The following is a 25,418-nucleotide window of genomic DNA, read 5'->3' on the forward strand; positions in this document are numbered from 1 at the left end:
GAAGTCCCCCTTACTCGATGACGACGAGCGGCTCGCCGTATTCCACCGGCTGTGCGTCCTGCACGAGGATGCGCGTAATGGTGCCCGAGCGGTGCGCCGGAATCTGGTTCATCGTCTTCATGGCTTCGATGATCAGAACGGTCTGACCTTCGGTAACCTTGGCGCCGACCTCGACAAACGAAGGCTTGCCGGGTTCAGGCGAACGATAGGCGGTGCCGACCATTGGCGAGGTCAGGGTGCCGGGGTTGGAGGCAAGGTCTTCAACGGCAGCGGGAGCTGCAGCAGGAACGGAACCGACCGGAGCCATCGGGGCAGGAGCCTGCGGCGCATAATACTGCGGCGGCGGGGCTGCATAGGTCGGCGCCTCATTGGCGTAAGAGCGCGTCACGCGGACTCGGAAGTCTTCCTTCTCGATCTCGATTTCGGCGAGATTTTCCTTGTTGAGCAGCTCGGCAATGGCTCGGATCAGGTCCTGATCGTCTTGCGATGACTTGGTCATTCTTGTCGGTCTCCCGCGTGTTACGCGTTGATCGTTATTTGAGTTTCTCGGCGAGCGCTATCAGCGCCATCCTATACCCGGTGACGCCAAACCCGCAAATGACGCCGAAAGCCACGGCGGAAACGAAGGAGTGGTGACGGAAAGCCTCGCGCTGATGGATATTGCTGAGATGAACCTCGGCAACAGGCAGGCCAACGGCCTTGAGCGCGTCATGGATAGCCAGCGACGTGTGGGAATAAGCAGCCGGATTGATGAGAATGGCATCGGCGGTTTTGCGGGCGTCTTGGATCCAGGTCACCAGCTCGCCTTCGTGGTTGGACTGACGGAAATCGATGTTGAGACCGAATTCCTCGCCCGTCTGCCGGCACAGGGCCTCGACGTCCTTGAGGGTGTGAGCCCCATAGATATCAGGCTCGCGGGTGCCGAGCAGGTTGAGGTTCGGGCCGTTGAGGACGAGAACGCGCTTTGCCATAGTCTTTGCCTTTTGCACCGGCCCTTCCGGCCGCCGCAAGCCCGGTTATACGAATTGCACTGAAAACGCAAAAGCCACGGCAAACAGGCGACTTATCCGCCGCATTCCGTCGCGCCGCAGGCCCGCATATTGGCGATTCGCGCACGGAGCTGATCGGCGCCAACGGCACCGGCAATCACCTCGTTACCGATAATGTAGGCGGGGGTGCCGCTAATGCCGAGGGCTTGGGCAATCTCGTAGGAGGTCTGAATGGCCCGGGAGACCGGCTCGGTGCCCATGTCGAGCTCCAGCGCGACCGGGCTCAGGCCAAGATCGGCGGCGGCGGCGAGGGCCACCTGCTTGTCGACCTTGTTACGGCTGGTGAACAGGGTTTCGTGGAAGGTCCAGTAGTCGACATCGGACTTGCCAACGAGCACCGCAATGCGGGCGGCGTCGATCGATTCATTGGACAGGATGGGGAATTCTTTGAGCACTACGCGCAAGTTAGGATCTTCCGCCAGCAGCGTCGCCAGGTCGGGCAGGGACGAGCGGCAGTAGCCGCAATTGTAGTCGAAAAACTCGACCAGCGTCACGTCGCCATCCGGATTGCCGAGCACCACCTGATCGGGGTCGTTGAAGATGGCGTCCTGCATCGAAGCGATGGCGGTCGTCGCCTTGTCGCGCTGTTCGGCCTGAAGAGTCGTGTCGAGAGCGACCGACATGCGCTGCAGGATCTTTGGGTCGCCCATCAGGTAGGATTCGATCATCTGGTTGATCACGGTCGGATCGACGGCGGCAACTTCTTGAGGAGCAGCAGTGGCTTGCACGGTGCGCGTGCTGTCATACTTGGCAATCGCTTCGTCAATCAGCGCCTGGACGGCCACGGTGTCTGTCTGCGGAGTTGGCTTGTTGAGCACCGAATAGCCGAGGGCCCCAGCCGTGATACCCACCAGGGCGACGAGGGCGATTGTGACGCGCGACATGAACCAAAGCTCCGACGTAAAATAACTGGACCGCTTCTAGCAGACGTGCCGGCAGATTGGCACCCGGGAGTGAATTTGGGGTTCGCGGGGTCATCAATTGTTGTTGAGAGCGGGGCTTGAACGGGCTAGGCCGGAGCCTGAAACCATAGGAAGTGCCCATGTCTGACCTGCCTGCCGATGGCTTGATGCCGTTTCATGCCATGGAAATTCTCAAGCGCGCCAAGGCTATAGAGGCCACCGGCCGGAGTGTTTGCCACCTGGAAGTGGGCGAACCCGGCTCGCCTCCGGCACCCAAGGTGATCGAGGCGGTGACCCGGGCATTGCCGCAGGCGCAGGGGTATACCAATGCCAAGGGGCTGGCGGAGTTGCGGGACGGGCTGGCGGGCTATTATGAGGCCCAGCATGGGGTGAATGTGGACCCCGAATTGATGCTCTGCACCATGGGTTCGTCATCCGGTTTCATTCTCGCATTTCATACCGCCTTCAAGCCGGGAGCGCGGATCGCAATCACCCGCCCAGGCTATCCGGCCTATGTTAACACCTTGCTGGGACTGGGTTTTTCGATCGAAGAAATCCCCGTGACGGCGGCCAATGGCTGGCTGCTGACGGGTGCCAATATCGAGGCAGCATACCGCCGCCAGCCGTTCGAAGGCCTGCTGTTTGCAAGCCCGGCAAACCCCACCGGGGCGGCGGTCGACCGGGCAGGGCTGGCCGACATCATCGCAACCTGCAAACGACTAGAAATCCAGCTTATTTCTGACGAAATCTATCACGGCCTCGACTACCGCGGACAGTCGGTCAGCGCGCTTGAAATGACGCGCGACGCCATCGTCATCAACAGCTTCTCCAAATACTACTGCATGACCGGTTGGCGCATCGGCTGGATGGTGATGCCGGAGCATCTCATGCGTCGCGCCGAGATCCTGCAGCAGAACCTCTTCATTTCGGCCCCAACCCTGAGCCAGATCGCGGCAACGGTAGCCCTTGGGGAGCGCGACTATTCGGAAGAACAGAAGGCTGGTTATGCCATCAATCGCAGCCTGTTAGACGATGGTCTTCATGCTTTGGGTTTCGATATCGGCAACCCGGCCGATGGCGCTTTCTACGCCTATGCCGGAATCAGCAAGTTTTCCAACGACTCGCTGACCTTCTGCGAAAACCTGCTGCAGGAGGCCGGCGTGGCCTCGACGCCGGGCATCGACTTCGACCGCGTGAACGGCCAGGGCTATGTGCGGTTCTCCTATGCCGGCAAGCGCGAGACGATCGAAATGGCGCTCGAACGGATGCAGAAGTTCCTGCAGTGACGTGCAGCATGCTGACAGTTTTCTTGCAGATTTCTTGAAAGATGCGTGCGAATGCGAGGCGGCCCACCGGCCGCCTTTTTCGTGTCTCGTTTCCCCTGGCCTAGCCAATTGGAGTTATTACTCTAGAATCCGCTGGCGCGGAGCGGGGCGCAGGCGTAGAAGCGATTTGGAGCAAATACTCTAGAACGAGGCCGCGGTGAGCGAAAAGAAGATTGGGGCGAAGGCCCAGCTGCTGGAGGTGGCGCTCGCCCTGTTTAACGAACGCGGCAGCGCCGACGTCACGACAAACCAGATTGCCGAAGCCGCGGGGCGCAGTCCCGGCAACCTCTATTATCACTTCAAGGATCGCGAAGAGATCGTGCGGCATCTGCTGATGCAGCTGATCGACCGCTGGGCGACTGTCTATGCCCTGCCAGCCGACCGCGCGCCGAACCTGACTGACCTCGAAGCGATGCTGGCGGGGAACTTCGATGCCCTGTGGCAGTATCGTTTTATCTACCGCGACCTGCCGATGCTGTTGCAGCGCGATGAGCAGTTTCGCGATGCATACCGTGCAACGCGGGAGGCCGGGTTCGCGAACTTCCGTGGACTGCTGGACTATTTCGCCGGTGCCGGGGTGATCCACAAACCGGCCTCGGAGGCCGATGCCGAGGAGCTGGCGCAGCTGCTCTGGATCATCGGTGACTACTGGCTGCCCTTTATCGAAGCGGGCGGGCAGGACTTGACCAAAGACAGACTCGATCAAGGCATCGCGCTGTTCCGGCGGGTGCTCAAACCCTATCTCAGGAGCTAGAGCCATGACGGCGCTACAACGTTCGACCGGGCTGGTGATGATCGCCGTGCCCGTGGTGTTCATGGGCGCATTCACCGCCCTTCAGATGACCTTCAATTATCCAGATGTGCTGCGGGAGCCGGCGGCCGATATCCTGGCCGGATTCAGGGCAGGCGGGGCCGGGCTGCTGGCCACCTGGTACATCTTCATGCTCTCGGCACTCGCCTTCATTCCGGTGGGCGTGCTGAGCGGGCTGTGGCTATGGCCGCACAACCAGACGGCGGCCGCTTTCGCTGCGACCTTCGGTATCCTTGCCGGACTGGTGCAGGGACTGGGCCTGCTGCGCTGGGTAGTGCTGGTGCCGGCGCTGGCGGCGTCTCACGGCGACGTGGGCACGACGGAGGCGGTGTTCAACGCGTTCCACCTCTATGCGGGCGCAGGGATCGGGGAGCACTTCGGCTATCTCTTCACCGCGCTCTGGACCATCTCGGTCGCCGCCGCGCTATGGGGACAATACCGGCCCGTGGCGATCATCGGTATCGCGTTGGCAATCGGCATCGCGGTCGGCATGACCGAGCCGTTCGGGTTTGCCATGGCCGGAGCAATCAATGCGATTGCCTATACCGGCTGGGCGATATGGCTGGTGGTGCTCGGCGTGGTTGTGCTGCGCGAGCGGACAGCCTGACGCGCAAAAGAAAAGGCGGCCCGGAGGCCGCCTTTATTGTTTCTAGCCGAGACCGAGGCGGCGCTGCCACCAACCGGCCTTCTTCTTCGGCGGGTCGGTGGGCTCGCCATCGGCTTCTTCCTTCGGAGCGCTCGAGGAGACAACGACTCCCTCGGCAGGCAGCTCCTTGCGGGCGCGAGGTGCGCGCTTGGGCTTTTCAGCTTCCGGCGCAGCGGGCTCCGCAGCAGCCGGTGCTTCTGCCGGGGCAGCAGCCTCGACGACAGCATCAGCAGGCGCGGCCTCAACGGCTTCAGCCTTGGGCTTGCGGGCACGTGGCTTGCGCTTCGGCTTTTCCTCGGCATCGGCGGCAGCCGGAGCCTCTTCCGTAGCCACGACTGCTTCAGCGGGAGCCGCTTCGGCCGTCTCGGTCGCCTTCTTGCGGGCGCGGGGCGCACGCTTGGGCTTCTCGGCCACGACCGGCTCGGCTGCGACTTCGGCTGGTGCCGCTTCAGCGGCAGCTTCGGTCACCGCGGCGACGACTGGCTCAGCTGCTTCTGCGGCAACGACGGGAGCCGGAGCCTCTTCGGCATCGCCCGACACGGCGTCGGTTGCAGCTGCATCGGCCTCACCGGCCTGAGCGGGAGCGCGTTCACCGTTCTCCTCGCCATCGCGGCGGTTGCGACGGCCACCACGACGGCCGCGGCGGCGACGCTTGCGGGGCTCTTCATCCGAAGTCGCCTCGCCCGCGGAGCGGGGCGCATCCTCGTCTTCGTCGCCTTCGGACTCATCGTCGCCGGCTTCGCCTTCGACGCTGGCTTCCTGGGCAGCACGGTGCGGCTGGCGCTGACCATTGTCATCACCACGATCACCGCCGCGACGGCGGCGGCGACGACGGCGGCGGCCACCTTCGCCTTCCGATGCCTCGGCAGCGGGACGCTCTTCGGCTTCCTCGTCTTCGGTTTCCTCGGCGACATCCTCTTCGACTTCATCGTCGATGACGGCGCTGTCGACACGGACATGCTCGGTGGCGCGTTCAACTTCCGAATAGGCGATGACGCGGGTCTCGCCCTTTTCGATGGTGAACTGGCTGCCGGTCATCTTGCTGTCAGCCGTGATGGTGATCGACAGCTGATTGCGGATTTCGAGCGCGGTAAGGGTCTCGCGCTTGAAGTTGAGGATATAGAGTGCGACCTCGACCGGCACGCGCACGTTGATCGACTGGCCCTGGCGGCGCAGGACGTGATCTTCGATGTGACGCATGATCATCAGCGCCAGCGACTCGGTGGAGCGCACGAGACCGGTGCCGTCGCAGATCGGGCACTTGTGGGTCGAGCTTTCGACAACGCCGAAGCGGATGCGCTGGCGGCTCATTTCCATCAGGCCGAAGTGGCTGATGCGGCCAACCTGGATGCGGGCGCGATCGTCCTTCAGGCAATCCTTGAGCTTGCGCTCGACTGCACGGTTGGACCGGTTCTCCATCATGTCGATGAAGTCGATGACGATGAGGCCAGCCAGGTCGCGCAGGCGGAGCTGGCGCGAGACTTCCTCGGCCGCTTCCAGATTGGTCTGGAGAGCGGTGTCTTCGATATTGTGTTCCTTGGTGGAACGGCCCGAGTTCACGTCGATCGAAACCAGGGCTTCGGTCGGGTTGATGACGATATAGCCGCCGGAGGGCAGGGTGACCGTCGGCGAGAACATCTGATCGAGCTGAGACTCGATGTTGTACTTGCTGAACAGCGGCTGATCTTCGGTGTACGGCTTCACGTTCTTGGCGTGGGACGGCATGATCATCTTCATGAAGTCCTTGGCCTCGCGATAGGCGTTGTCGCCTGCCACGAAGACTTCATCGATCTCCTTGTTGTAGAGATCGCGGATGGTCCGCTTGATCAGAGAGCCTTCTTCATAGACCAGGCACGGCGCCTGGCTCTTGAGGGTGAGCGAACGCACGCTCTCCCAAAGGCGCATCAGATATTCGAAGTCGCGCTTGACCTCGGCCTTGGTGCGCGAAGCACCGGCCGTGCGCAGGATGACGCCCATGCCCTGGGGCACTTCGAGATCCGACGTGATTTCCTTGAGGCGCTTGCGGTCAGCAGCATTGGTGATCTTGCGCGAGATGCCGCCGCCACGAGCGGTGTTCGGCATCAGCACGGAATAGCGACCAGCCAGCGACAGGTAGGTGGTGAGAGCTGCGCCCTTGTTGCCGCGCTCTTCCTTGACCACCTGAACCAGCATCACCTGACGGCGCTTGATCACTTCCTGGATCTTGTAGTGACGGCGGTTCGGGCTCTGGCGCCGACGCTCCGGCACTTCCTCAAGCGCATCCGCGCCACCAATCGACTCGACGGGCTCGGAATTGGCCGGTGCCTGTTCGATGTGGCTGGCGTCGTCGGTTTCCTGCGGATCGGTTTCCGCATCCGGCTCGGTCACGCCCTCGGGGAGGGAGATCTCGGTTTCGGCCTCGTCGTGGTTGTCGTCATGATTGTCATCATCATGCTCTTCGTCGCGCAGCAGGGCTTCGCGATCGGCAACCGGGATCTGGTAATAATCGGGGTGGATTTCGCTGAACGCGAGAAAGCCGTGGCGATTGCCGCCATATTCAACAAACGCCGCCTGAAGGGACGGCTCAACGCGCGTTACCTTGGCGAGATAGATGTTGCCGCGCAACTGGCGACGGGTCGCCGATTCGAAGTCGAATTCATCGAGCCTGTTACCCGATGTGACGACGATCCGTGTTTCTTCCGGGTGGATGGCATCCACCAGCATTCTCTTGGTAGCCATTTTGGACTCCGCGCGCTCGCGCGCCGACAAGAGGGCGCCGGTAACCCGGCATCCTTGCTGTGGCGCTGTGCGAGGCGAATGGTTTGGGGGGTATGGCGCGCAGAAGCTCTGCCTTGAACGCGCCGGTATGAGTGGTCATGGCCAGAAGATGCGGCGTGACAAAACGGCAATCGTAAAAGTCGATCGCGTCGCGTTCTATCCGCCTGCGGGCCATATGACCTCTTCCTATTGGGCTGCCGGCATCCGGAGATGGATGAATGGCAACCGTCCGGTCCGGTGGGACCGAAATTCGAGTGAAGCGCAGGATTTGCCGCTTCTGAACCAGAAATCGGGAGTTCTCTTCGTTCCCGATGCTGGCCACTTCCCGCGCCGCTCTCGTTGCCCAGGTGGCAACGCAAAAGGTTCCGCGAAGAAGCATGCGCCTCACGTCTAGCGTGTAGGGATGTTGCGACCGATTGGCAACAGGAAAGTCAAAATGTGCGCTCGCAACTCAATTCACATGGGCTTTATTGGCCCGCTCCAAAAATCGTCGCATAAGAGCGCTCGCGCCGCAGAATCGCCCGATCCGGGTGTCAGACGGCGCGGGCAAGAATTGGGGCCGGTCTGCGCTTGTTGAAATCTGTTCGTCTCCTCGCCATCGCAGTGTTCGCCGGATTATCATCCTTTGGTCTTACAATGGCCCAGGAAACCCCGGCGCCCGTGGCCGCTTCTATTGGCCTGCCCAATGTGATGGATGTGCGCGTCTCGGCGACACCGGAGCGGGCGCGGCTGATCATCGACCTGGCGGGACGCACCGAATTCGCACTGGTCTCGCTCAGCGGGCCGGATCGCCTGGCGATCGACGTGCGCGCGGCGACCTTCTCGGTGCCCGAGCCGAGCGGAGTGCCATCGGGCGAGGGCGTTGTCTCCGAATATGTGATGGAGCAGGCAGCCGGCGACCGGGTGCGGACCACGCTGACCCTCTCTGCACCGGCGCAGGTGCAGCAGGCATATATCCTCGATCCGTTCGAGGGGCAGCCAGCGCGGCTCGTCGTCGACATCATTCCCGCAACTGCCGATGAGTTTGCCGCCAATGTCGCGCGTGACCTCGCCGCTTCGGGCAGCCAGGCGCCGGCCGCGGCGGAGTCGACGCCCGCCGGTGGATCGGAACTGCCGATCGCGACGCGGCCGCTGGTGATCATTGATCCGGGCCATGGCGGCATCGACAGCGGCGCAGAGGCAGCCAACGGCATCCGGGAAAAGGACATCGTGCTGGCCTTCTCGCTGAAGCTGCAGGAGCTGCTGGTGGGCTCGGGGCGGTTCGACGTGGCGCTGACCCGCGAGAGTGACAACTATCTCCGGCTCGAGGAGCGCGTGGCGCTGGCCCGCAGCAACAAGGCAGACCTCTTCATCTCCATCCACGCCGACAGCTTCCAGCAGCCCGAAATCCGCGGCGCCAGCGTCTATACCCGCGACGAGAACGCCACTGACGTGCTCGACAAGGTGCTGGCCGAGAATGAGAACAAGGCCGACGTGATTGCGGGTTTCACCATGCCGCAGATGGCGCCGGCCGTGGTGGACATCCTGCTCGACCTGATGCGACGCGAGATGCGGCACCAGTCTTTCATGGCGGCGCAGGCCATTGTGCACCAGATGGAGCCCAGCGTGGAGCTGCGGAAATTCCCCGTGCGCCAGGCCGACTTTTTCGTGCTGCAATCGCCCGACGTGCCATCGGTGCTGGTGGAACTCGGGTTCCTCTCGAATGCCGACGACATGGCCAACCTGCGCCGCAGCGAGTGGCAGGACCGCACGGCCGACGCGCTGGCCCGCGGCATTTCGAGTTATTTCGATAGCCTCGTCCCCGAAGAGTAATGTGATAAATCGACCACGCGAGGGCAGTTAGCGACGGGCTGTCCCCACGGAATTGATCGCTTTTGATCCACTTTCGGGGCGGGGTCTGCTATGATTCTGCGCTGATCTGAGTGTTTCCGACCGTCTGCGCCGGGGCAGGTTGAGGCAGGCGCGGGCCGGATTGGTCGCCCCTCGGAGAATATGACTGTATGTTTCGATTGCTCGGCTGGCTGTTTGGCTTTGGGATGTTTGTCGCACTGGCAGGCGTCGGCGTTGCCGCGGTTTATCTCACCACTGTCGCCGCCGAGCTGCCCGACTATACCGTGCTCAAGGACTACCAGCCGCCGGTGACCACCCGCGTCCACGCGGCTGATGGCACTCTGCTGGCCGAGTTCGCACGTGAGCGCCGGCTGTTCCAGCCGATCGAAACCGTGCCGCCGCTGCTGCTGCATGCCTTCCTGTCGGCAGAAGACAAAGACTTCTATTCGCATGGCGGCATCGCCATCGACGGTATTTTCCGCGCGCTACGCGACAACGTTCTCGCGCGCATGGATGGCAACAACTCCATCCAGGGCGGCGGCTCCTCGATCACTCAGCAGGTCGCCAAGAACTTCCTGCTGACCTCCGAGCAGACCTGGGACCGCAAGATCCAGGAAGCGCTCCTGGCGATCCGCATCGAATCCACCTTCTCCAAGGACCGGATTCTCGAGCTCTATCTCAACGAGATTTTCCTCGGCCTGAACTCCTATGGTGTGGCGGCGGCGGCGCTGAACTATTTCGACAAGGCGCTCTACGAACTGACGCTGAGTGAAGCGGCCTATATCGCAGCGCTGCCCAAAGGCCCGAATAACTATCACCCGTTCCGCCGTCCTCAGGCCGCTATCGACCGCCGCAACTGGGTCATCGATCGCATGGTCGAGAACGGCTACGTGACGCAGGACGAGGCAACGGAAGCCAAGGGCGAGCCACTGAACGTGTTCCCACGCTCGGGTGGCAGCCAGCTCTATTCGGCTGAATATTTCACCGAAGAAGTGCGGCGCGAGCTGGCCAAGCTCTATGGCGAAGACCAGCTTTATGGCGGCGGCCTCTCGGTGCGCACCTCGCTTGAGCCCAAGCTGCAGGAATATGCCCGCCGCGCGCTGATGGATGGGCTGATTTCCTACGATCACAGCAGGGGTTTCCGCGAACCCGTAGCCAGCATCGAGATCGGCGAAGACTGGGGCGTCGACGTCGCGAAGGTGATCCCGCTGAGCGACGTGCCGGAATGGCAGCTGGCCGTGGTGCTCGAAATGGGCACTAACGAAGCCACGATCGGCCTGCGCCCGGACTCGGTGGCCGGTGGCGGCGTGGGCGAGGAACGCCTGGTCGGCACGCTGGCTGGTCCCGAAATCAAGTGGGTTTCCAAGCCCTTGCAGAGCATCCTTAAGGTCGGTGACGTGGTCTACGTCTCGCCGGTTGCCGGCAAGGTGGGCACCTATACTCTGGAACAGGTGCCCGAAATCGAGGGTGCGCTGGTGGCGATGGACCCGCGCACCGGGCGCGTTCTGGCCATGGTTGGCGGCTTCTCCTACTCGGCAAGCGAGTTCAACCGCGCAACGCAGGCACTGCGCCAGCCGGGTTCGTCGTTCAAGCCGATCGTCTATGCGGCGGCGCTGGACAATGGCTACACGCCTGCATCGGTGGTGCTGGATGCCCCGGTCGAAATCCGCAATTCCGACGGCTCGATCTGGCGGCCGGAGAACTACGCGCAGGAATTCTATGGCCCGCAGACCTTGCGTCGCGGCATCGAGCGCAGCCGTAACGTGATGACCGTGCGGCTGGCCAAGGATATCGGCATGCCGCTTGTGGCCGAATATGCCAAGATGTTCGGCGTCTACGACACGATGCAGCCGGTGCTGGCCATGTCGCTGGGCGCCGGTGAAACCACAGACATGCGCATGACGGCGGCTTACGCAACCATTGCCAATGGCGGCCGCAAGATCGTGCCGACACTGATCGACCGTATCCAGGACCGCTATGGCGCGACCGTCTACCGGCATGACCAGCGGCTGTGCCAGGGTTGCGAGGCAACCGACTGGCGCGGGCAGGGCGAACCAGTGATCGTCGACAACCGCGAGCAGGTGCTCGACCCCATGACCGCCTACCAGATCACCTCGATGATGGAAGGCGTGGTGCAGCGCGGCACCGGCACTGCCGCCAGGGCGCTCGGGCGCCCTGTTGCAGGCAAGACCGGCACGACCAACGATTACAAGGACGCCTGGTTCGTCGGCTTCACGCCTGAACTCGCCGTTGGCGTCTATGTCGGCTATGACCGCCCGCGTTCGATGGGCAATTCGGTCACCGGCGGCAGCTTCGCCGTTCCGATCTTCACCAACTTCATGGCCAAGGCGCTTGAGGGGAAACCGGCCACCCAGTTCAAGGTGCCTGCCGGCATGACGACGGCCTGGATCAACCCCAATTCGGGCGTGAAGGCATTCGAGGGCGAAGCCGGCATCGAGGAAGCGTTCAAGCCGGGCACCGGCCCGAACCAGATGACGTCGGTGATCGGCGTCGACGTGAATGCCTATGACGCCATCCAGCGCCAGCAGCTCATGCAGCAGCAGTATTCGGGCTTTGCCACGCAGCCGGATCAGCCGCCGCCGTCGAACCAGCCGGTCTACGACCCAAGGTCGGGGCAGTGGGTGGATCCCAATGCCGGCCGTGGCGGGATGTTCTAGTGCCCGATTTCATCATTCATCCCCATGCCCTGCTGCGCCAGGCGGCGCCGCCACGACCGGTTGATGCAACCATGATTGCGGCCGGCGAAGCATTGTTGGCAGCGGCGAGCGAAGTCAGCGCCTATGGACTGGCCGCAGTGCATTTGGGGCAGCTGGAGCCGCTGGTGGTGGTGAGCGTGGCCAACGACCCGGCGCTGCGGGACTATCGCGTTCTCTTTAATCCCGAAGTCGTGGCCCTTGCAGACGAAACGGCGGTCGGCGCGGAAGGCTCCGTTTCGATGCCGGGCATTGAAGCACCGGTAGCGCGGGCCGTTTGGGCCGAAATTGCCTTTGACGATGCAACGGGAGCCCGGCAGACCGAACGCTTCACCGGGTTCGTTGCGCGCGTGATGCAGCACGAAATCGACCAGATGAACGGCGTTTTCTTTCTTGAGCGGGTCTCGCGGATCAAGCGAGACACCGCCCTGCGCAAGTTTGCGAAATCGCAGCGGTAGGCACAGCCGTTTGGGCTGCGCTAGCCAGCGGGCATGACCGGAACCATGACGATATAGGGTGTCTTGGGCGTCTCACCCGGCGGCACGAAGGCCGGAACGGGATCGCCAGGAGCGCCGAGCGACACGATGTATTGGTAGAGCGAGCGCAGCTCGGAATCATCCAGCACGTGGACGTTGAACCACGGCATGGGCGGCCTGGTCTTGAGGGTCTTCATATATTCGACGAAGGAATCCTCGGTATTTTTGGAGGCCAGCAGGCGCAGATTGGCGGGGTAGGTGGTTCCCCACGGGCCCTGGAAGCCAACGGGGCTCCCCATCAGCGTGGTGGCAGGATCCAGCACACCTTCCATTTCGTAGCCGGGCGAATGGCAGTCATGACAACCGCCGATCTTGGCGATCCTGTCGCCTTTTTCGATCGAGACATCCTGGGCGCTTGCAACGGAACCGGTGGCCAGCAGCGATAATGCGACGGCGATAAGTTTTTTGGTCACTTTCACCTCCTCAACAGGAGGCCGGACGATATTCCGCTATCCGGGGATGCTCAATTAGCTCGAACGGAGTGCGGGTTGATCCAGCGAACGGGCTCCGCTAAACGGGACCGGTTATTTAAGGAACTATCCAATGCGTGCGGAAATTGAAAAGACCGTCGCCGAAATCGAGCAGGTTCTGACCCTGCTGAGGAGGCATCTTTGACTGGGATACTGCAGAGCTGCGCCTCGACGCGCTGAACGCCGAGACTGAATCCCCCGACTTCTGGAACAACCCCGAGCAGGCGCGCGCCAAAATGCGCGAGCGGGACGAACTCGACGTGGCCGTCAAGTCCGTGCGCCAGCTCGAGGCTGGCATCCGCGACAATGTCGAACTCATCGAAATGGGTGAGGCCGAAGGCGATGCCGAGATCATCAAGGACGCCGAAAACGCGCTGATCGAACTCAAGCAGACGGCGCGCCGTCGCCAGATCGAGACGCTGCTGTCGGGCGAAGTTGATGCCAACGACTGCTATGTGGAAATCCACTCAGGCGCCGGCGGCACCGAAAGCCAGGACTGGGCCAACATCCTGCTGCGCATGTATACCCGCTGGGCCGAGCGCCGGAAGATGAAAGTCGAAGTGCTCGAAATGCACGACGGCGAAGAAGCCGGCATCAAGTCCGCGACCATTCTGGTCAAGGGGCACAATGCCTATGGGTGGCTGAAGACCGAAAGCGGCGTGCATCGCCTCGTTCGCATCAGCCCCTATGACTCGGCTGCGCGTCGCCACACGAGCTTTTCGAGCGTCTGGGTCTACCCGGTGGTCGATGACTCGATCGACATCGAGATCCGCGAAGCCGACCTCAAGGTGGATACCTATCGTTCGTCTGGCGCGGGCGGTCAGCACGTCAACACGACGGACTCGGCCATCCGCATCACCCACATTCCTTCCGGGATCATCGTGGCGTGCCAGCAGGAGCGTAGCCAGCACAAGAACCGTGCAACGGCCATGGCCATGCTGAAGTCGCGCCTCTATGAGGCCGAACTGCAGAAGCGCGAAGAAGCGGCGAATGCCCAGGCGGCCAGCAAGACCGATATCGGTTGGGGCCACCAGATCCGTTCTTACGTGCTGCAGCCCTACCAGATGGTCAAGGATCTGCGGACCAGCGTCGAAAGCGGCCAACCTGCTCTGGTGCTGGACGGCGATCTCGACGAGTTCATGGAAGCCGCGCTGGCCCAGCGCGTTGGCGTCGCGACCGACGTGACGGCAGACTAAACCCAAAGACAATCACGGCGCCGCTCCCGAATGTGGGGATGGCGCCGTGAATATTGGAACGCCCAGTCAAGCAAATGTCCCGGAAAGTCATGGCAGGCACCCGCAACGCGAGTTAGGCTAGCTGCCTACTGTATTCCGGGGGGATTCCATGCGCTTAGTCTGTCTTGCGGCCGCAGTCGCATCGCTCGGGCTTGCCGCGCCGACAAGCGCACAAGACCAGATCGACGCCACAGGCTTTTTCGCCGGCGTGGATGCTGGTGGCGTTTTTCGTTCCGGAGGCTCGCGCACGACAGACGGCGGTGAAAGCCGGAACGGCGTCGTGTCGGGCGTTCGATTTTCCGAAGCCTTCGCCATTGGCGGGCACCTTGGCTACAGGCTGAATTCGCAGTGGTCGGCTTTTGTAAGCTATGATCATGTTTCCGGCGACGTGACCTGGCAGGCCGATTTCCCGTTCGTCCCGCGGGCTCACTTCAAGACGAACGCCACGTCGAACATTTTTCTCGGCAACTTCGCCTACTCCCACGCGCTGGCTGACTCGACGAATTTCACGATCGGTGCCGGGGCAGGCATCTCGGTCAATTCCCTGAGTAATGCAGACGAGAAAAGCCTAGTCTTTGGCCACTACGCCACACTCGACGGCCAAACGACGGTTAGCCCGGCTGTGCGGGCATCGGTCGGCATTGAGCAACAAATTGCACCGCAGGTTGCGATTGGGCTGAACGCATCCATCTCATATCTTGGTGGGTTCGAAACCGGTAGCGCCCGCGAGTACGTTGGCCTGGGGCGCCAAGTGATTAATCCCTATCGCCTGAGCGACGTCTGGGGCGCGGCGGTAACCGCTTCGCTGAAGGCCAGGTTCTAGCGCGCCAAGAGCGGACTACGCGCGGGACTTACGGTGCATCTCGATGCCCGTCGATGCAACGGCTGCGACCTTGCGGGCCTTCTTCAACGCCTTGTCCCGGTAGAGTGCCTTGTCTGCCTCCGACAGGACATCGGTTTCGCTTGTAGTGGACGATGAAGAAACGCCCACACTGACCGATAGCGCAATGCGATTTTCGCCCGCGTACCAGGCACGACTGGCAATCGTTGTCCGCAGCCGTTCGGTGATCGCCAACGCTTCATCGAGGGCGGTATCGGCGAGAAGGACGCAGAATTCGTCGCCGCCGAGGCGGGCAACGAAGTCGATGGGGCGGACCTCCGAGGCCAGTGTCTGCCCGAGATGCGCCAGGGCCTGGTCGCCCACGGGATGCCCATAGGTGTCGTTGAGCGGCTTGAAGTCATCCAGGTCGAACAACGCGATAGAGTAGGGTACGCGGGAGCCCTTGCCCTGAACCCGCTCCAGGACGTGCTGCAGCCCACGGCGATTGGCCACGCCGGTCAGGGGATCGGTTTCCGACAGCTTTGATAGCGTGCTTTGCAGCCGGTCGATGGTCATCATGGCAAAGCCCAGATTCCAGACCGCACCACTGAAAACTGTGCACAGCAAGGCGTAGGAGGCCAGGGTGTAATAGACTGGGTACTCCATGGCCCCAGCCAGCACGCCGGCATTGCTGGCGATGACGATGAGCTGCCCAATCACGGCGATACCGAAGGCCCCGGCGGCGATGACCGCGCCGATGCCCGGCTGGCGATGCCGCAGGATCTGGACGATGCAGAGGCCCATCGCCGTTGACTGGCCAGCGGCATAGACCATGGCGCGACCGCGATCGAAATCGTGGAAGGCGACCATGACACAGGCGGCCACCACGGCAAGGCCGATGGCGATACGCTGCCCGCCCGTCTGTCCCTGGAACCGGCGCAGGCCGATCCAGAACTGCACGAAGCCAAAGATGATGATGGTGTTGCCGACGATGGCCGGGATCAACGAGCCTTCATTGCCCTGGAGGGCAAGAACGGCGCCGCCAACCAAGGTCAGCGCCATGCCGAACAGCCAGTAGAGTGCGGGCGGATTGGGGCGATAGCGCACGGCAAACGCCGCCCAAACCACGCAGACCGTCAGCGAATTCAGGAATATGACGATGTAGAGCGTCAGGAAATCGAGATTTGGCATCGGTTCACCCACATTTGCCCCTGCGATACATTGGGGGGACTAAAGTGCGGTGAAGCCGATTGGTGAACTTGAAGTAACGGGGTGCGGCCAAATGGCCGTCAATTGCGACTAGCGCAGTATCGAGAGCAGGCGCTTGCCGGTTTCGAGGTAGGACCTGGGATTGACGGCGTCGCCGGCCTTGTGGACTTCGAAGTGCAAGTGCGGGCCGGTGGACCGGCCGGTGGAGCCAACCTTGGCAATCGGGGTACCGGTGCCAACGCGCTGGCCTTCCTCACTCAGAAAGCCCGAGAGATGGGCATAACGGGTGACGAGGCCATTGGCATGGGTGACTTCGACGACTTTGCCATAGCCCGACTTGGTGCCCACGAAGCTGACAACACCCTTGCCGGCGCTGAGCACGGCAGTACCGGTGCTGGCAGCGAAATCGAGCCCGGAGTGAAAGGCGCGGCCGCCCGAGAATGGGTCGGTGCGGTTGCCGAACCCCGAGCTCTGGCGAAAGGTGCCCGATATCGGCATGTGAATCGGCGCGACGTCGATGCTGTCGCGGGCCACCTGATAGCGGACCAAGGCCGACATGACGGCATTGGCATCGCTGATCATCGGGGACTGGTCGGCGCCATCGACGGCGGCAAGCAGGGGGCCGCCCACGCCATCGAGTGCGGCAGGCAGCTCGACCCGGATGCCCAGGCCGGACAGTTCGGCAACGATGCTGTCGGTGCGCGCCACTGCTGTTTCGGCAATGGACGTCATGGCGAATTGGGTTTCATCCATCATCTGCGCGACGGCAGAGGCCGTGGCCGAGATGTCGGGATTGCCCGATGGCGTCAGCGGCGCGAGGGAGGCAGTGTCCGTGCTGGCGGGCAGGGATGCGGCTTCAATGCCAAGGGCGTCGGCCTTGTCGACCAGGACGCGAACGAGCTGATGCTGCTCCAGAAGCACTTCCTGCTGCTGGGCCAGCTCCTGCAGCTGCAGGTTGATGTCGCCGGCCTGCGCATAGCTGCGCGAATGAAGGCGATCGACCTCGATGCGGAGCTGCGCGATCCGGTCCTGATAGGCTTCCATGACCTGATCGGTCTGGCCATTGAGCAGGCGGGCAATGTCTGGCGAGAACAGGAGAGCGGTGCCCAAAAGGGCATTGCCGCCCAGCAGGACGGCGAACATGCCGTAGAACAGCGCGGGATGAATGCCGTGGCGCGCGGGTTTGCGAGACGCATGCAGCCCGTTATCGGACCGACCGAAACCAGCCTGATTGCCCACTCAAGTTACCCCCACGACCCAAACCAACATGGTTAGTGCAGTATGGCGCGGCATGGTTAACAAAGGCTATTTCGCGCTGGCGGCGCCCACATGCGCCTCAAGAGCTTCGAGCATTTTCTGGGCGTGGCCGACAATGCGGGTCGCCCGGATGATACGCGCCACCCGGCCTTCGGCATCGATGATGAAGGAGGTGCGGATGAGGCCCATGAACTCCCGACCATAAAGCTTCTTGAGCTTCCACAGCCCGAATGCCTCGATCGCCACGCGCTCCGGATCTGCCGCTAGCGGCACCTGGAGGGCGTATTTATTGCGGAACTTGATGTGGCTTTCGATGGTGTCGGGGGAGATGCCGACGAGGCGCGCGCCGAGCCGGGCGAAGTCTGCGGCGCGCTCGGAGAACTCCTGGTTCTCGTTCACACAGCCGCCCGAATCGTCTTCGGGATAGAAGTAAAGCACCACGGGATGCCCACGCTCGGCAGAGAGTTTGAAAGACGTGCCATCATCAAGTGGCAGCGTGAAGTCTGGGGCTAACTCGCCCTCGCGCAGATCCGGCATTGGGGAACGCTCCGAATGTGGGTGTAAGTGCCATATTGCAGCCGGTATCATTGGGCAAGAGACCGCAATCTGCGGTTGATTCTTGAGGTGCCAGCAGACATCGGCAAAGCCTTGTTCTGGAAGCAAGTGAACGCGTCAACCATACAAGCAGACATCCCAGTTTCGGCGTCACAAACACGTAAGCGTCCCGCCGGACGGCATGCGGCGAAGCTCGCTGTTTGGCTGCTTGGAATTCCGTGCGTCATCCTGCTGCTGATCTATCTGGTTTTGCTGGTTACCCCGATCCGCCTGCCATTCGGTGGCGGCGCGGCGCGAGCGCTGGTCCAATCTGCCATGCCGGCAACCGCAACGCTCGAACTCGGCGAAATGGCACTGGCGCTGGAAAACGGCGTGTGGCCGGTGATCCAGTTCGCGCCAGTTTCCCTGACCGACAGCAAGTCGGGCGCCGTGGTGCGCATGGAGGCCCTCGAAGTCGGGTTCTCGCCGGCCCGCGCGGTGTTTGGGCAGCCGGGCGCGACGATTACGATCGTACGCCCGCATATCCAGATGGTGCAGGACCTTTATGGGCCGCGCCTCACCAGCTTTGAATTGCTGGAAAAGCCCGATGATGGCGGCGCGCCCATCCTGCGTGTGCAGGAAGGGGCCGATGCATTTCCAACGGTCGGGATTTCGACCGGCGGCATCGAAGTCGCGGGCACCGATCAGCCGCTCGCCATGCGCTCGGACAATGACTGGCTGATCTACAACCTTGAGGCCAGCGAGCAGGGCGTAGCCGACATCGTCGAGCAGGCGGCGCTGGGCCGCTTCTCCAAGCTGGTCGTGCGCGACGGTATCGTGGACATGAGCGACTCGGTCTACGGGCTGTTCCGGCGCTTTGAGTCGATCAATTTCGAGATCGGGCCGACGCCGGATCGCCGCACGACGACCGGCATCTTTTCGGCAACGCTGGGTGGCCGCCGGATGACTGGCGATATCTCGCGCACTGTGAACGACGATGGCAGCTCACGACTTGAGGCCGACGTCACCAATATCGACTTTGCCGCCGTGCTGCCGTTCATCGACGACTCGACGAGCCTGGCGGCGATGCGGGGCGCGGGGGCGCTATCGATCGACGTCAACTTTGACCCCGCGGGCGGCAAACTGGCCGACGGCCGGTTCAAGATCGACCTGACCGGCCTCGACCTGCGCATAGCCGACGCCTATTTCCCGATCGCCAGCTCGATCATGAACGTCTCCTGGGTTCCCGAAGCCGGGCAGTTCGTGCTGGAGGAGGCGGCGCTGCAGATCGGGCAGAGCTCGGCCTATGTGTCGGCCGTATTTGCGATGGGGCTCGACAAGACGTTCGGACCGACGCTGGGCATATCGCTGAAAGCTCGGGACGTGGTGATCCACCCCAATGACATGGCCGCGCCGGAAAAGCCGTTCGACAGCGTCGAGTTCTTCGGCTGGTCGGCCCCGCTCTATGGTGCGCTGGGCATCGACCGGCTGGTGGCGCGCAAGGACGACGCCATCGTGGAGACCAAAGGCCGCGTCGACATGCTGCAGGCGGGGCTGGGCATCGACATGACGGTGGCCGGACAGGGCGTCAGCGCCGACGATCTGAAGCGGCTGTGGCCCTATGTGATGGGTGGCGAGAGCCGCGACTGGTTCGTTGCCAATGTCACCGAGGGCACGGTCGCCAATGCCCGCATGGACTTCCATTTCCCCGTCGGCACGCTGGGACTCGAAGGCGAGGACAAGCCCATTCCCAAGGGTGGCATGCAGATCGACATGATCGGTACCGGCGTGGCGGTAAAGCCGACCGCCGAGATGGCCCCCATCGCCATCGAGGGAGACACGCGACTGCAGGTGGACGACGCCAACGTGATCATCTCGGCCGGCGGCGGCAAGCTTGCGACGGCTAAGGGCGAAGTGCGCGTGCGCAATCCGGCGCTGGTGATGGACAATTCCGATCCGTCGGGGAACATCATTGAAATCTCGGGCGACGTCGCGGCGCCGATCCCGGCATTGCTCGCACTGGCCAACGAACAAAGCCCCGACATGCTCAAAAATGCCGGGCTGCCCATCGATCTTGCGACCATCACCGGCGCTGTCGACCTTGGGCTGGTGGCGACGATCGGCCTACCGGACGAGGCTACGGGCCGCGAGATGCAGGTCGACTATGTGGTCAACGGCACCGTGGCCAATTTCGCCAGCAGCCAGCCCATTCAGGACCGCCGGATCGGCAATGGCCAGCTTGCCTTCAGCGCGTCGCAGGAAAGCTATCAGCTGGGCGGCACCGCCGAGATCGACGGCGTTCCCGCCGAGATCGAGGTAGCCGGTACGCCGACCACCGACCCGACCTTCAAGCTCGCATCAACCATCGGGGTCGCCGATCTGGCGAAGATGGGCTTTGACGCGTCCGAATTCCTCTCCGGCAAGGTGCGCTTCGTGGCACAACCGCTGCAGGATGGTTCGCTGCAGATGGCGGTGGACCTAAAGGACGCCGGCCTGACCATCGCCGATATCGGCATCAGCAAGGCCGCCGGCGCATCGGGCACGCTAGGCGCCACGATCAAGCCCATGGGCGACGTGACGGAACTGAAGGATATCGACCTGTCTTTTGGGACAGTGCGCGCCATCGGCGATATCGCCTATCACGGGACCAAGGGCCTGCAATCGGCGAATTTCAGCCAGTTCGCCTTGAGCCCGGGGGACAACGCGCAGCTAGCCCTGACGCCAATCGAAGGCGGCTATGCGGTGCGGATCAATGGCCGCCAGCTGGATCTCAAGCCCATGCTGAGCCAGTTCTTCAGCCTGGGTGAAGGAGCTGGTGGCGTGCAGTCAACCCAGTTCAACCAGACCATTTCGCTAGCGGTGAAGCTAGACCGCGCGCTCGGCTATTATGCGACGACGGCATTCAACCTCGATGTCGACCTGCTGCTGCGCGGCAGCGACATGCGGCGCGCCAATGTCACGGCGCAGTTCGGCGACGGCAACGGGCTCTCGGTGACAACCAATCCGGCGCCGAACGGCAGGACGACTTCGATTGCCTTCAACGATGCCGGGACCATCTTGCGGTTGCTGGGCGTCTATTCGCAACTCGCCGGTGGCTCGGGCAACCTGGTGCTGACCACCGATCGGGCCATCGACGCGGAGGCCGGGCAGCTGGTGATGCGCGATTTCGCCATCGTTGATGAAGCCAATGTGGCGCAAGTGCTGGGCAATCACTCGGACTCGCGGGCGGCGATCTCACGGCAAAACCGTCTGGATTTCGATGTGGCCGAAGTGGAATTCCAACGGCGCAAGGACCGGGTGGAGGTCACAAAGGCTATGCTCACCGGTGACACGGTCGGCGGCACGATGCGCGGCTTCATCTATACGGACCAGCGCCGCTACGACCTTACCGGCACCTATGTGCCGCTGTTCGGCCTCAACAACGCGTTCCAGCAAATCCCGATCCTGGGGCCGCTCCTGGGCGGGCGCGAGGGTGAAGGGCTGGTCGGCGTGACGTTTGCCGTGCAGGGTCCGCTGGACAACCCGCAGTTCCGGATCAACCCGCTGTCGGCCCTGGTGCCGGGCGCGTTCCGCGAGCTGTTCGAGTTCAGAGCCAAGGAATTGCCGCCGGCGCAGTAAGTCGGAAATCTATCGGTCCAACAAAGAGTGACGCTGCCCCCGGACTTGATCCGGGGGGCCCTCTTACGCTTGTGCCGTGTTGAGAGAGGCCCGCGGATCAGGTCCGCGGGCAGCGTCGGTGGGTGGAGGCGATCGGGGGAGACCGCGTGCAGTATGAAACCGTGGGCCCAAAAGAAAATCCCCGCTTTCGCGGGGATCTGTATTCGTTTGGCAGGTCTTAGACCGGCTTGATCAGCGCGTGGCGCTTTTTGCCGACGGAGAGCTTGATGACGCCCTCGGCCAGGATGGCATCGGGGGCGACGGTCAGCTTGTCGTCTTCAACCACAACGTCGTTGACGCGCACGGCGCCGGACTGGACGTGGCGGCGGGCTTCGCCATTTGAGGCAGCGAGGCCGGCGGTGACCAGCGCAGCCAGAATGCCGATGCCGGCATCGAGGTCGGCCTGAGCGACAGTGGCGGTCGGCAACGAGAGATCGATCGCGCCGGTCTCAAAGGTGGCGCGAGCCGTCTCTGCAGCTTCTTCGGCCGCAGCGCGGCCGCGGATCATCGCGGTGACTTCGGTGGCGAGGCGCTTCTTGGCCTCGTTGATGTCGCCGTTGGCAATCGCGGCAACTTCATCGAGCGGGAGCGTCGTGTAGAGCTTGAGGAAGCGCTCGACGTCGGCGTCTTCGGTGTTACGCCAGTACTGCCAGAAATCGTAGGCCGACAGCAGATCGGCATTGAGCCAGATCGCGCCATTGAGCGACTTGCCCATCTTCGCGCCCGACGACGTGGTCAGCAGCGGCGAGGTGAGCGCGTAGAGCTGGGGCGTGCCAAGGCGATGACCGAGGTCGATACCGTTGACGATATTGCCCCACTGGTCCGAACCGCCCATCTGCAGACGCACACCGTAGCGCTTGTTGAGCTCCACGAAGTCGTAGGCCTGCAGGATCATGTAGTTGAACTCAAGGAAGCTCAACGACTGCTCGCGATCGAGGCGCTGCTTGACCGAGTCGAAGCTCAGCATGCGGTTGATCGAGAAATGCTGGCCCACATCGCGCAGGAATTCGAGGTAGTTGAGGGGCAGGAGCCACTCAGCGTTGTTCAGCATCAGCGAGTCCTTCGGCGCGTCGCCGAAAGTCAGGTAGTTCGAGAATACCTTCTTGATGCCGTCGATGTTGGACTGGATGGTGTCCGGCGTCATCAGCTTGCGGGCCTCGTCCTTGAAGGACGGGTCGCCGACCATGCCCGTGCCGCCGCCCATGAGGGCAACCGCGCGATGGCCGGTCTTCTCCAGCCAGTGCAGCATCATGATCTGAATCAGGCTGCCGACATGGAGCGAAGACGCCGTGGGGTCGAAGCCGATATAGGCGGTGACCGTTTCGGTGGCGAAGAGATTGTCCAGACCCGCGTCGTCGGAGGTCTGGTGGATGAAGCCGCGCTCATGAAGCGTGCGCAGGAATTCGGATTTGAACTTGGTCATCGGGTGCGATCCGGGTCAGTCGATTTGTTTCGGTCACCGCGCCGCCACTGCGTCATCCCCGCGAAAGCGGGAATGACAGCGTGGTTGGGGTGACCCAATGGGATGGTGCTGATCGCAGTGAATGCGCTCTAACTTAACGCCCGCCGCCGGCTGCGATCTCCGCCCGACGACGGTCGAGATAGTCAGCCGAGCGGGTGGTGAGTTCGTCGATCTTGCCTTCGAAGAAGTGGTTTGCACCCTCGACAATCTGCTGCTCGATGGTGATGCCCTTCTGGGTCTTGAGCTTGTCGACCAGCTTCTGCACCGATGCGGGCGGGGCCACGCGGTCCTTGTCGCCATGAATGATCAGGCCGGAAGACGGGCAGGGGGCCAGGAACGAGAAGTCATAGAGGTTTTCCGGCGGAGCCACCGAAATGAAGCCCTCGACTTCGGGACGGCGCATCAGCAGCTGCATGCCGATCCAGGCGCCGAACGAGAAGCCGGCGATCCAGCAGCCGCGCGATTCGCGATTGATCACCTGCAGCCAATCAAGGGCCGCGGCGGCGTCCGAAAGCTCGCCGATGCCGTGATCGAACATGCCCTGGCTGCGGCCGACGCCGCGCGAGTTGAAACGCAGCACGGCGAAGCCGCGCTCAGCGAACATGTAAAAGAGGTTGTAGACGATCTGGTTGTTCATCGTCCCGCCAAACTGGGGGTGCGGATGCAACACGATCGCGATGGGGGCGTTGGGCTCTTTGCCCGGCTGGTAGCGGCCTTCCAGACGACCCTCGGGTCCGTTGAAAATCACTTCTGGCATGGTCTCTTTTCTTCCGGCCGTTTCGGCTCTGTTCGTGTGGTTGGGAAGGTCCGTGTGGCGGCGTTGCAGCTTGACTAAGCGCACTCCGCTCCCTAAAACAGGGGCGGAAAATCTAGTTTAGAATGGTTCGAAACTCGGTTTTCAGGCCCCTGAGGCCAATATGTGCGCCCCTTGTAATAAAGATGGGCGGCAAAATTCAAGAAGTGTTTGGTGACACGGGCGTTATGCCGCCCCGTCTCGAGCATGGATGGTATGACGAGCGCGCATGCGCGACACGGGAAATCGATGACGAGACGGGCGATCTATCTTGATCACAACGCCGCGTCCCCGCTCTTACCAGAGGCGCGGGCGGCGCTCATTGCTGCCCTTGATCTGGTGGGCAATGCTTCATCGGTGCACGGCCATGGCCGTGCATTGCGGAACCTCATCGATAGCGCCCGTGCGCAGGTGGCGACCCTGGCGGGCGCCGAGCGCAAGCAGGTCGTGTTCACCGGCTCGGCAACCGAGGCCATCACCCAGGCCATCGTCGCCGGCTCCTCGGCCTTTGGCGCCAATGCCATCGTGATCAGCGCAGGTGAACACGCGGCAGTATCCAAGGCCGCAGAGGCCACCGGGCTGCCTGTGATCACTATCGGATTGTTGGCCGACGGCAGCATTGATCTGGATCAACTGTCCCAGGTGATCGCGGAAGCCCAGGGCAACCTGCTGGTTGCGGTGCATTGGGTGAATAATGAAACCGGCGTGGTCCAGCCCATGGGGCCGATCAATGCGCTGGTCGGCCCGACCCGGCACACGCTGTTCGTCGATGCGGTTCAGGCCTTCGGCAAGCTGCCGCTGGATTTCGCGGCCTCTGCACCCGATATGATGGCTGTGAGCGGCCACAAGATCGGCGCTCCGGCTGGCATCGGCGCGCTGCTGGTCAAGTCGCATGCCGACACGGTGCGGCTCATCCCCGGCGGCGGGCAGGAGCAGGGGCGCCGTGGCGGTACGGAAGCCGCGGCGCTGATTGCGGCCTTTGGCGCTGCTGCCTCTGCCATCGAAGCGCACTATTTGTCTGCCAGTGTGCCGAGTCTGATCGCGCGCCTGGAAGCGGGCCTGCCCAAAGAGGCCGTGGTGTTTGGCGGCAATCGCCTTGGCAATGTGGTCAATTTCGCAGTGCCCGGGATCAAGAATGCGACGGCAATGATGGGCCTCGACCTGTTGGGCCTCTCGGTTTCATCGGGTTCGGCCTGCTCATCGGGCAAGGTCGGCCCAAGCCATGTGCTCGCCGCCATGGGCGTTTCGGACGAACTGGCCGAATGCGCCCTGCGGATCAGCCTGGGCTGGAATTCCACCAGCGACGACGTCGATGCGTTTGTCGCCGGTTACCAATCAATCCTTGAGCGCCACCGGGCGCGGCAGGGGCAAGCGGCCTAGACCGCAATAGTTTTAGACGGCTCGTGGCGAC

At 62.6% G+C, this 25,418-nt stretch carries 20 protein-coding genes; 10 read left to right on the forward strand and 10 right to left on the reverse strand.

The annotated features are described in order from the left end of the window. Nucleotides 1-10: 10 nt before the first annotated feature. The 3 genes from accB to ACZ5WT_RS15490 form a co-directional block, all read right to left on the reverse strand. Nucleotides 11-499, reverse strand: a complete 489-nt coding sequence (accB, locus tag ACZ5WT_RS15480; protein WP_464284672.1) for an acetyl-CoA carboxylase biotin carboxyl carrier protein — start codon at nucleotides 497-499, stop codon at nucleotides 11-13. A gap of 34 nt (nucleotides 500-533) precedes the next feature. Further along, on the reverse strand, nucleotides 534-971 hold the full coding sequence (aroQ, locus tag ACZ5WT_RS15485) for a type II 3-dehydroquinate dehydratase (RefSeq protein WP_464284673.1): 438 nt from the start codon (nucleotides 969-971) through the stop codon (nucleotides 534-536). 92 nt (nucleotides 972-1,063) lie between these two features. After that, entirely contained in the window at nucleotides 1,064-1,933 is an 870-nt protein-coding gene (locus tag ACZ5WT_RS15490; protein WP_464284674.1) for a DsbA family protein, read from the reverse strand. Between the two features lie 158 nt (nucleotides 1,934-2,091). Between ACZ5WT_RS15490 and ACZ5WT_RS15495 the strand changes: the two genes are divergently transcribed. The 3 genes from ACZ5WT_RS15495 to ACZ5WT_RS15505 all read left to right on the forward strand — a co-directional run bounded on the left by ACZ5WT_RS15495 (nucleotide 2,092) and on the right by ACZ5WT_RS15505 (nucleotide 4,694). Further along, nucleotides 2,092-3,237: a pyridoxal phosphate-dependent aminotransferase gene (locus ACZ5WT_RS15495; RefSeq protein WP_464284675.1), complete on the forward strand. Its 1,146-nt coding sequence runs from the start codon at nucleotides 2,092-2,094 to the stop codon at nucleotides 3,235-3,237. Nucleotides 3,238-3,433: 196 nt separating this feature from the next. Next, nucleotides 3,434-4,030, forward strand: a complete 597-nt coding sequence (locus ACZ5WT_RS15500) for a TetR/AcrR family transcriptional regulator (protein ID WP_464284676.1) — start codon at nucleotides 3,434-3,436, stop codon at nucleotides 4,028-4,030. A gap of 4 nt (nucleotides 4,031-4,034) precedes the next feature. Further along, entirely contained in the window at nucleotides 4,035-4,694 is a 660-nt protein-coding gene (locus ACZ5WT_RS15505) for a DUF4386 domain-containing protein (protein WP_464284677.1), read from the forward strand. A 42-nt stretch (nucleotides 4,695-4,736) separates the two neighbouring features. Here the strand turns inward: ACZ5WT_RS15505 and ACZ5WT_RS15510 are convergent, their stop codons facing one another. After that, on the reverse strand, nucleotides 4,737-7,451 hold the full coding sequence (locus ACZ5WT_RS15510; RefSeq protein WP_464284678.1) for an Rne/Rng family ribonuclease: 2,715 nt from the start codon (nucleotides 7,449-7,451) through the stop codon (nucleotides 4,737-4,739). A gap of 699 nt (nucleotides 7,452-8,150) precedes the next feature. On the opposite strand from ACZ5WT_RS15510, the gene ACZ5WT_RS15515 reads away from it, so the two are divergent. From ACZ5WT_RS15515 to ACZ5WT_RS15525, 3 genes are all read left to right on the forward strand, one after another. Continuing rightward, entirely contained in the window at nucleotides 8,151-9,302 is a 1,152-nt protein-coding gene (locus ACZ5WT_RS15515) for an N-acetylmuramoyl-L-alanine amidase (RefSeq protein WP_464284679.1), read from the forward strand. A gap of 188 nt (nucleotides 9,303-9,490) precedes the next feature. Then, nucleotides 9,491-11,998: a penicillin-binding protein 1A gene (locus tag ACZ5WT_RS15520; protein ID WP_464284680.1), complete on the forward strand. Its 2,508-nt coding sequence runs from the start codon at nucleotides 9,491-9,493 to the stop codon at nucleotides 11,996-11,998. After that, complete coding sequence (locus ACZ5WT_RS15525; RefSeq protein WP_464284681.1) at nucleotides 11,998-12,492, forward strand: peptide deformylase; 495 nt, start codon at nucleotides 11,998-12,000, stop codon at nucleotides 12,490-12,492. The genes ACZ5WT_RS15520 and ACZ5WT_RS15525 overlap by 1 nt, the downstream gene beginning before the upstream one ends. 20 nt (nucleotides 12,493-12,512) lie before the next feature. Here ACZ5WT_RS15525 and ACZ5WT_RS15530 read toward each other — a convergent pair whose 3' ends face one another. Beyond that, entirely contained in the window at nucleotides 12,513-12,983 is a 471-nt protein-coding gene (locus ACZ5WT_RS15530; RefSeq protein ID WP_464284682.1) for a hypothetical protein, read from the reverse strand. A gap of 130 nt (nucleotides 12,984-13,113) precedes the next feature. Between ACZ5WT_RS15530 and prfB the strand changes: the two genes are divergently transcribed. Further along, nucleotides 13,114-14,236 (forward strand): peptide chain release factor 2 gene (gene prfB, locus ACZ5WT_RS15535; protein ID WP_464284683.1). Its coding sequence is split into 2 segments (ribosomal slippage): nucleotides 13,114-13,182 and nucleotides 13,184-14,236, totalling 1,122 coding nucleotides; the frame shifts between segments, so codons are not numbered across the junction. 148 nt (nucleotides 14,237-14,384) lie between these two features. After that, a complete protein-coding gene (locus ACZ5WT_RS15540) occupies nucleotides 14,385-15,098 on the forward strand; it encodes an outer membrane beta-barrel protein (RefSeq protein WP_464284684.1) in 714 nt (237 codons plus the stop codon). 15 nt (nucleotides 15,099-15,113) lie between these two features. Here the strand turns inward: ACZ5WT_RS15540 and ACZ5WT_RS15545 are convergent, their stop codons facing one another. From ACZ5WT_RS15545 to ACZ5WT_RS15555, 3 genes are all read right to left on the reverse strand, one after another. Next, nucleotides 15,114-16,286, reverse strand: coding sequence for a GGDEF domain-containing protein (locus ACZ5WT_RS15545; RefSeq protein WP_464284685.1), 1,173 nt, complete (start codon nucleotides 16,284-16,286; stop codon nucleotides 15,114-15,116). Nucleotides 16,287-16,394: 108 nt separating this feature from the next. Next, nucleotides 16,395-17,543, reverse strand: a complete 1,149-nt coding sequence (locus ACZ5WT_RS15550) for a M23 family metallopeptidase (RefSeq protein ID WP_464284686.1) — start codon at nucleotides 17,541-17,543, stop codon at nucleotides 16,395-16,397. 66 nt (nucleotides 17,544-17,609) lie between these two features. Further along, the gene (locus tag ACZ5WT_RS15555; protein WP_464284687.1) at nucleotides 17,610-18,098 is read right to left on the reverse strand and encodes a peroxiredoxin; all 489 of its coding nucleotides are present in this window, start codon (nucleotides 18,096-18,098) and stop codon (nucleotides 17,610-17,612) included. Between the two features lie 126 nt (nucleotides 18,099-18,224). On the opposite strand from ACZ5WT_RS15555, the gene ACZ5WT_RS15560 reads away from it, so the two are divergent. Then, nucleotides 18,225-21,713, forward strand: a complete 3,489-nt coding sequence (locus tag ACZ5WT_RS15560) for a hypothetical protein (RefSeq protein WP_464284688.1) — start codon at nucleotides 18,225-18,227, stop codon at nucleotides 21,711-21,713. Between the two features lie 217 nt (nucleotides 21,714-21,930). On the opposite strand, the gene tyrS is transcribed toward ACZ5WT_RS15560, so the two are convergent. Next, complete coding sequence (tyrS, locus tag ACZ5WT_RS15565; RefSeq protein WP_464284689.1) at nucleotides 21,931-23,175, reverse strand: tyrosine--tRNA ligase; 1,245 nt, start codon at nucleotides 23,173-23,175, stop codon at nucleotides 21,931-21,933. Nucleotides 23,176-23,308: 133 nt separating this feature from the next. Next, nucleotides 23,309-23,971 (reverse strand): alpha/beta hydrolase, encoded by a 663-nt coding sequence (locus ACZ5WT_RS15570; protein ID WP_464284690.1) that lies wholly within the window; start codon nucleotides 23,969-23,971, stop codon nucleotides 23,309-23,311. A 285-nt stretch (nucleotides 23,972-24,256) separates the two neighbouring features. Between ACZ5WT_RS15570 and ACZ5WT_RS15575 the strand changes: the two genes are divergently transcribed. After that, entirely contained in the window at nucleotides 24,257-25,387 is a 1,131-nt protein-coding gene (locus tag ACZ5WT_RS15575) for a cysteine desulfurase family protein (RefSeq protein WP_464284691.1), read from the forward strand. The last annotated feature ends 31 nt before the right edge of the window (nucleotides 25,388-25,418 follow it).

It is taken from the genome of Devosia sp. T2-14, from assembly GCF_055397495.1.

Excerpts from the sequence above, each read along its gene's own strand:
- tyrS (WP_464284689.1), bottom strand. The coding sequence starts at position 23,175 with ATGACCAAGTTCAAATCCGAATTCCTGCGCACGCTTCATGAGCGCGGC.
- ACZ5WT_RS15510 (WP_464284678.1), bottom strand. The coding sequence starts at position 7,451 with ATGGCTACCAAGAGAATGCTGGTGGATGCCATCCACCCGGAAGAAACA.
- ACZ5WT_RS15555 (WP_464284687.1), bottom strand. The coding sequence starts at position 18,098 with ATGCCGGATCTGCGCGAGGGCGAGTTAGCCCCAGACTTCACGCTGCCA.
- ACZ5WT_RS15540 (WP_464284684.1), top strand. The coding sequence starts at position 14,385 with ATGCGCTTAGTCTGTCTTGCGGCCGCAGTCGCATCGCTCGGGCTTGCC.
- ACZ5WT_RS15545 (WP_464284685.1), bottom strand. The coding sequence starts at position 16,286 with ATGCCAAATCTCGATTTCCTGACGCTCTACATCGTCATATTCCTGAAT.
- ACZ5WT_RS15570 (WP_464284690.1), bottom strand. The coding sequence starts at position 23,971 with ATGCCAGAAGTGATTTTCAACGGACCCGAGGGTCGTCTGGAAGGCCGC.
- ACZ5WT_RS15495 (WP_464284675.1), top strand. The coding sequence starts at position 2,092 with ATGTCTGACCTGCCTGCCGATGGCTTGATGCCGTTTCATGCCATGGAA.
- accB (WP_464284672.1), bottom strand. The coding sequence starts at position 499 with ATGACCAAGTCATCGCAAGACGATCAGGACCTGATCCGAGCCATTGCC.
- ACZ5WT_RS15575 (WP_464284691.1), top strand. The coding sequence starts at position 24,257 with ATGACGAGACGGGCGATCTATCTTGATCACAACGCCGCGTCCCCGCTC.
- ACZ5WT_RS15520 (WP_464284680.1), top strand. The coding sequence starts at position 9,491 with ATGTTTCGATTGCTCGGCTGGCTGTTTGGCTTTGGGATGTTTGTCGCA.
- ACZ5WT_RS15490 (WP_464284674.1), bottom strand. The coding sequence starts at position 1,933 with ATGTCGCGCGTCACAATCGCCCTCGTCGCCCTGGTGGGTATCACGGCT.
- ACZ5WT_RS15505 (WP_464284677.1), top strand. The coding sequence starts at position 4,035 with ATGACGGCGCTACAACGTTCGACCGGGCTGGTGATGATCGCCGTGCCC.
- aroQ (WP_464284673.1), bottom strand. The coding sequence starts at position 971 with ATGGCAAAGCGCGTTCTCGTCCTCAACGGCCCGAACCTCAACCTGCTC.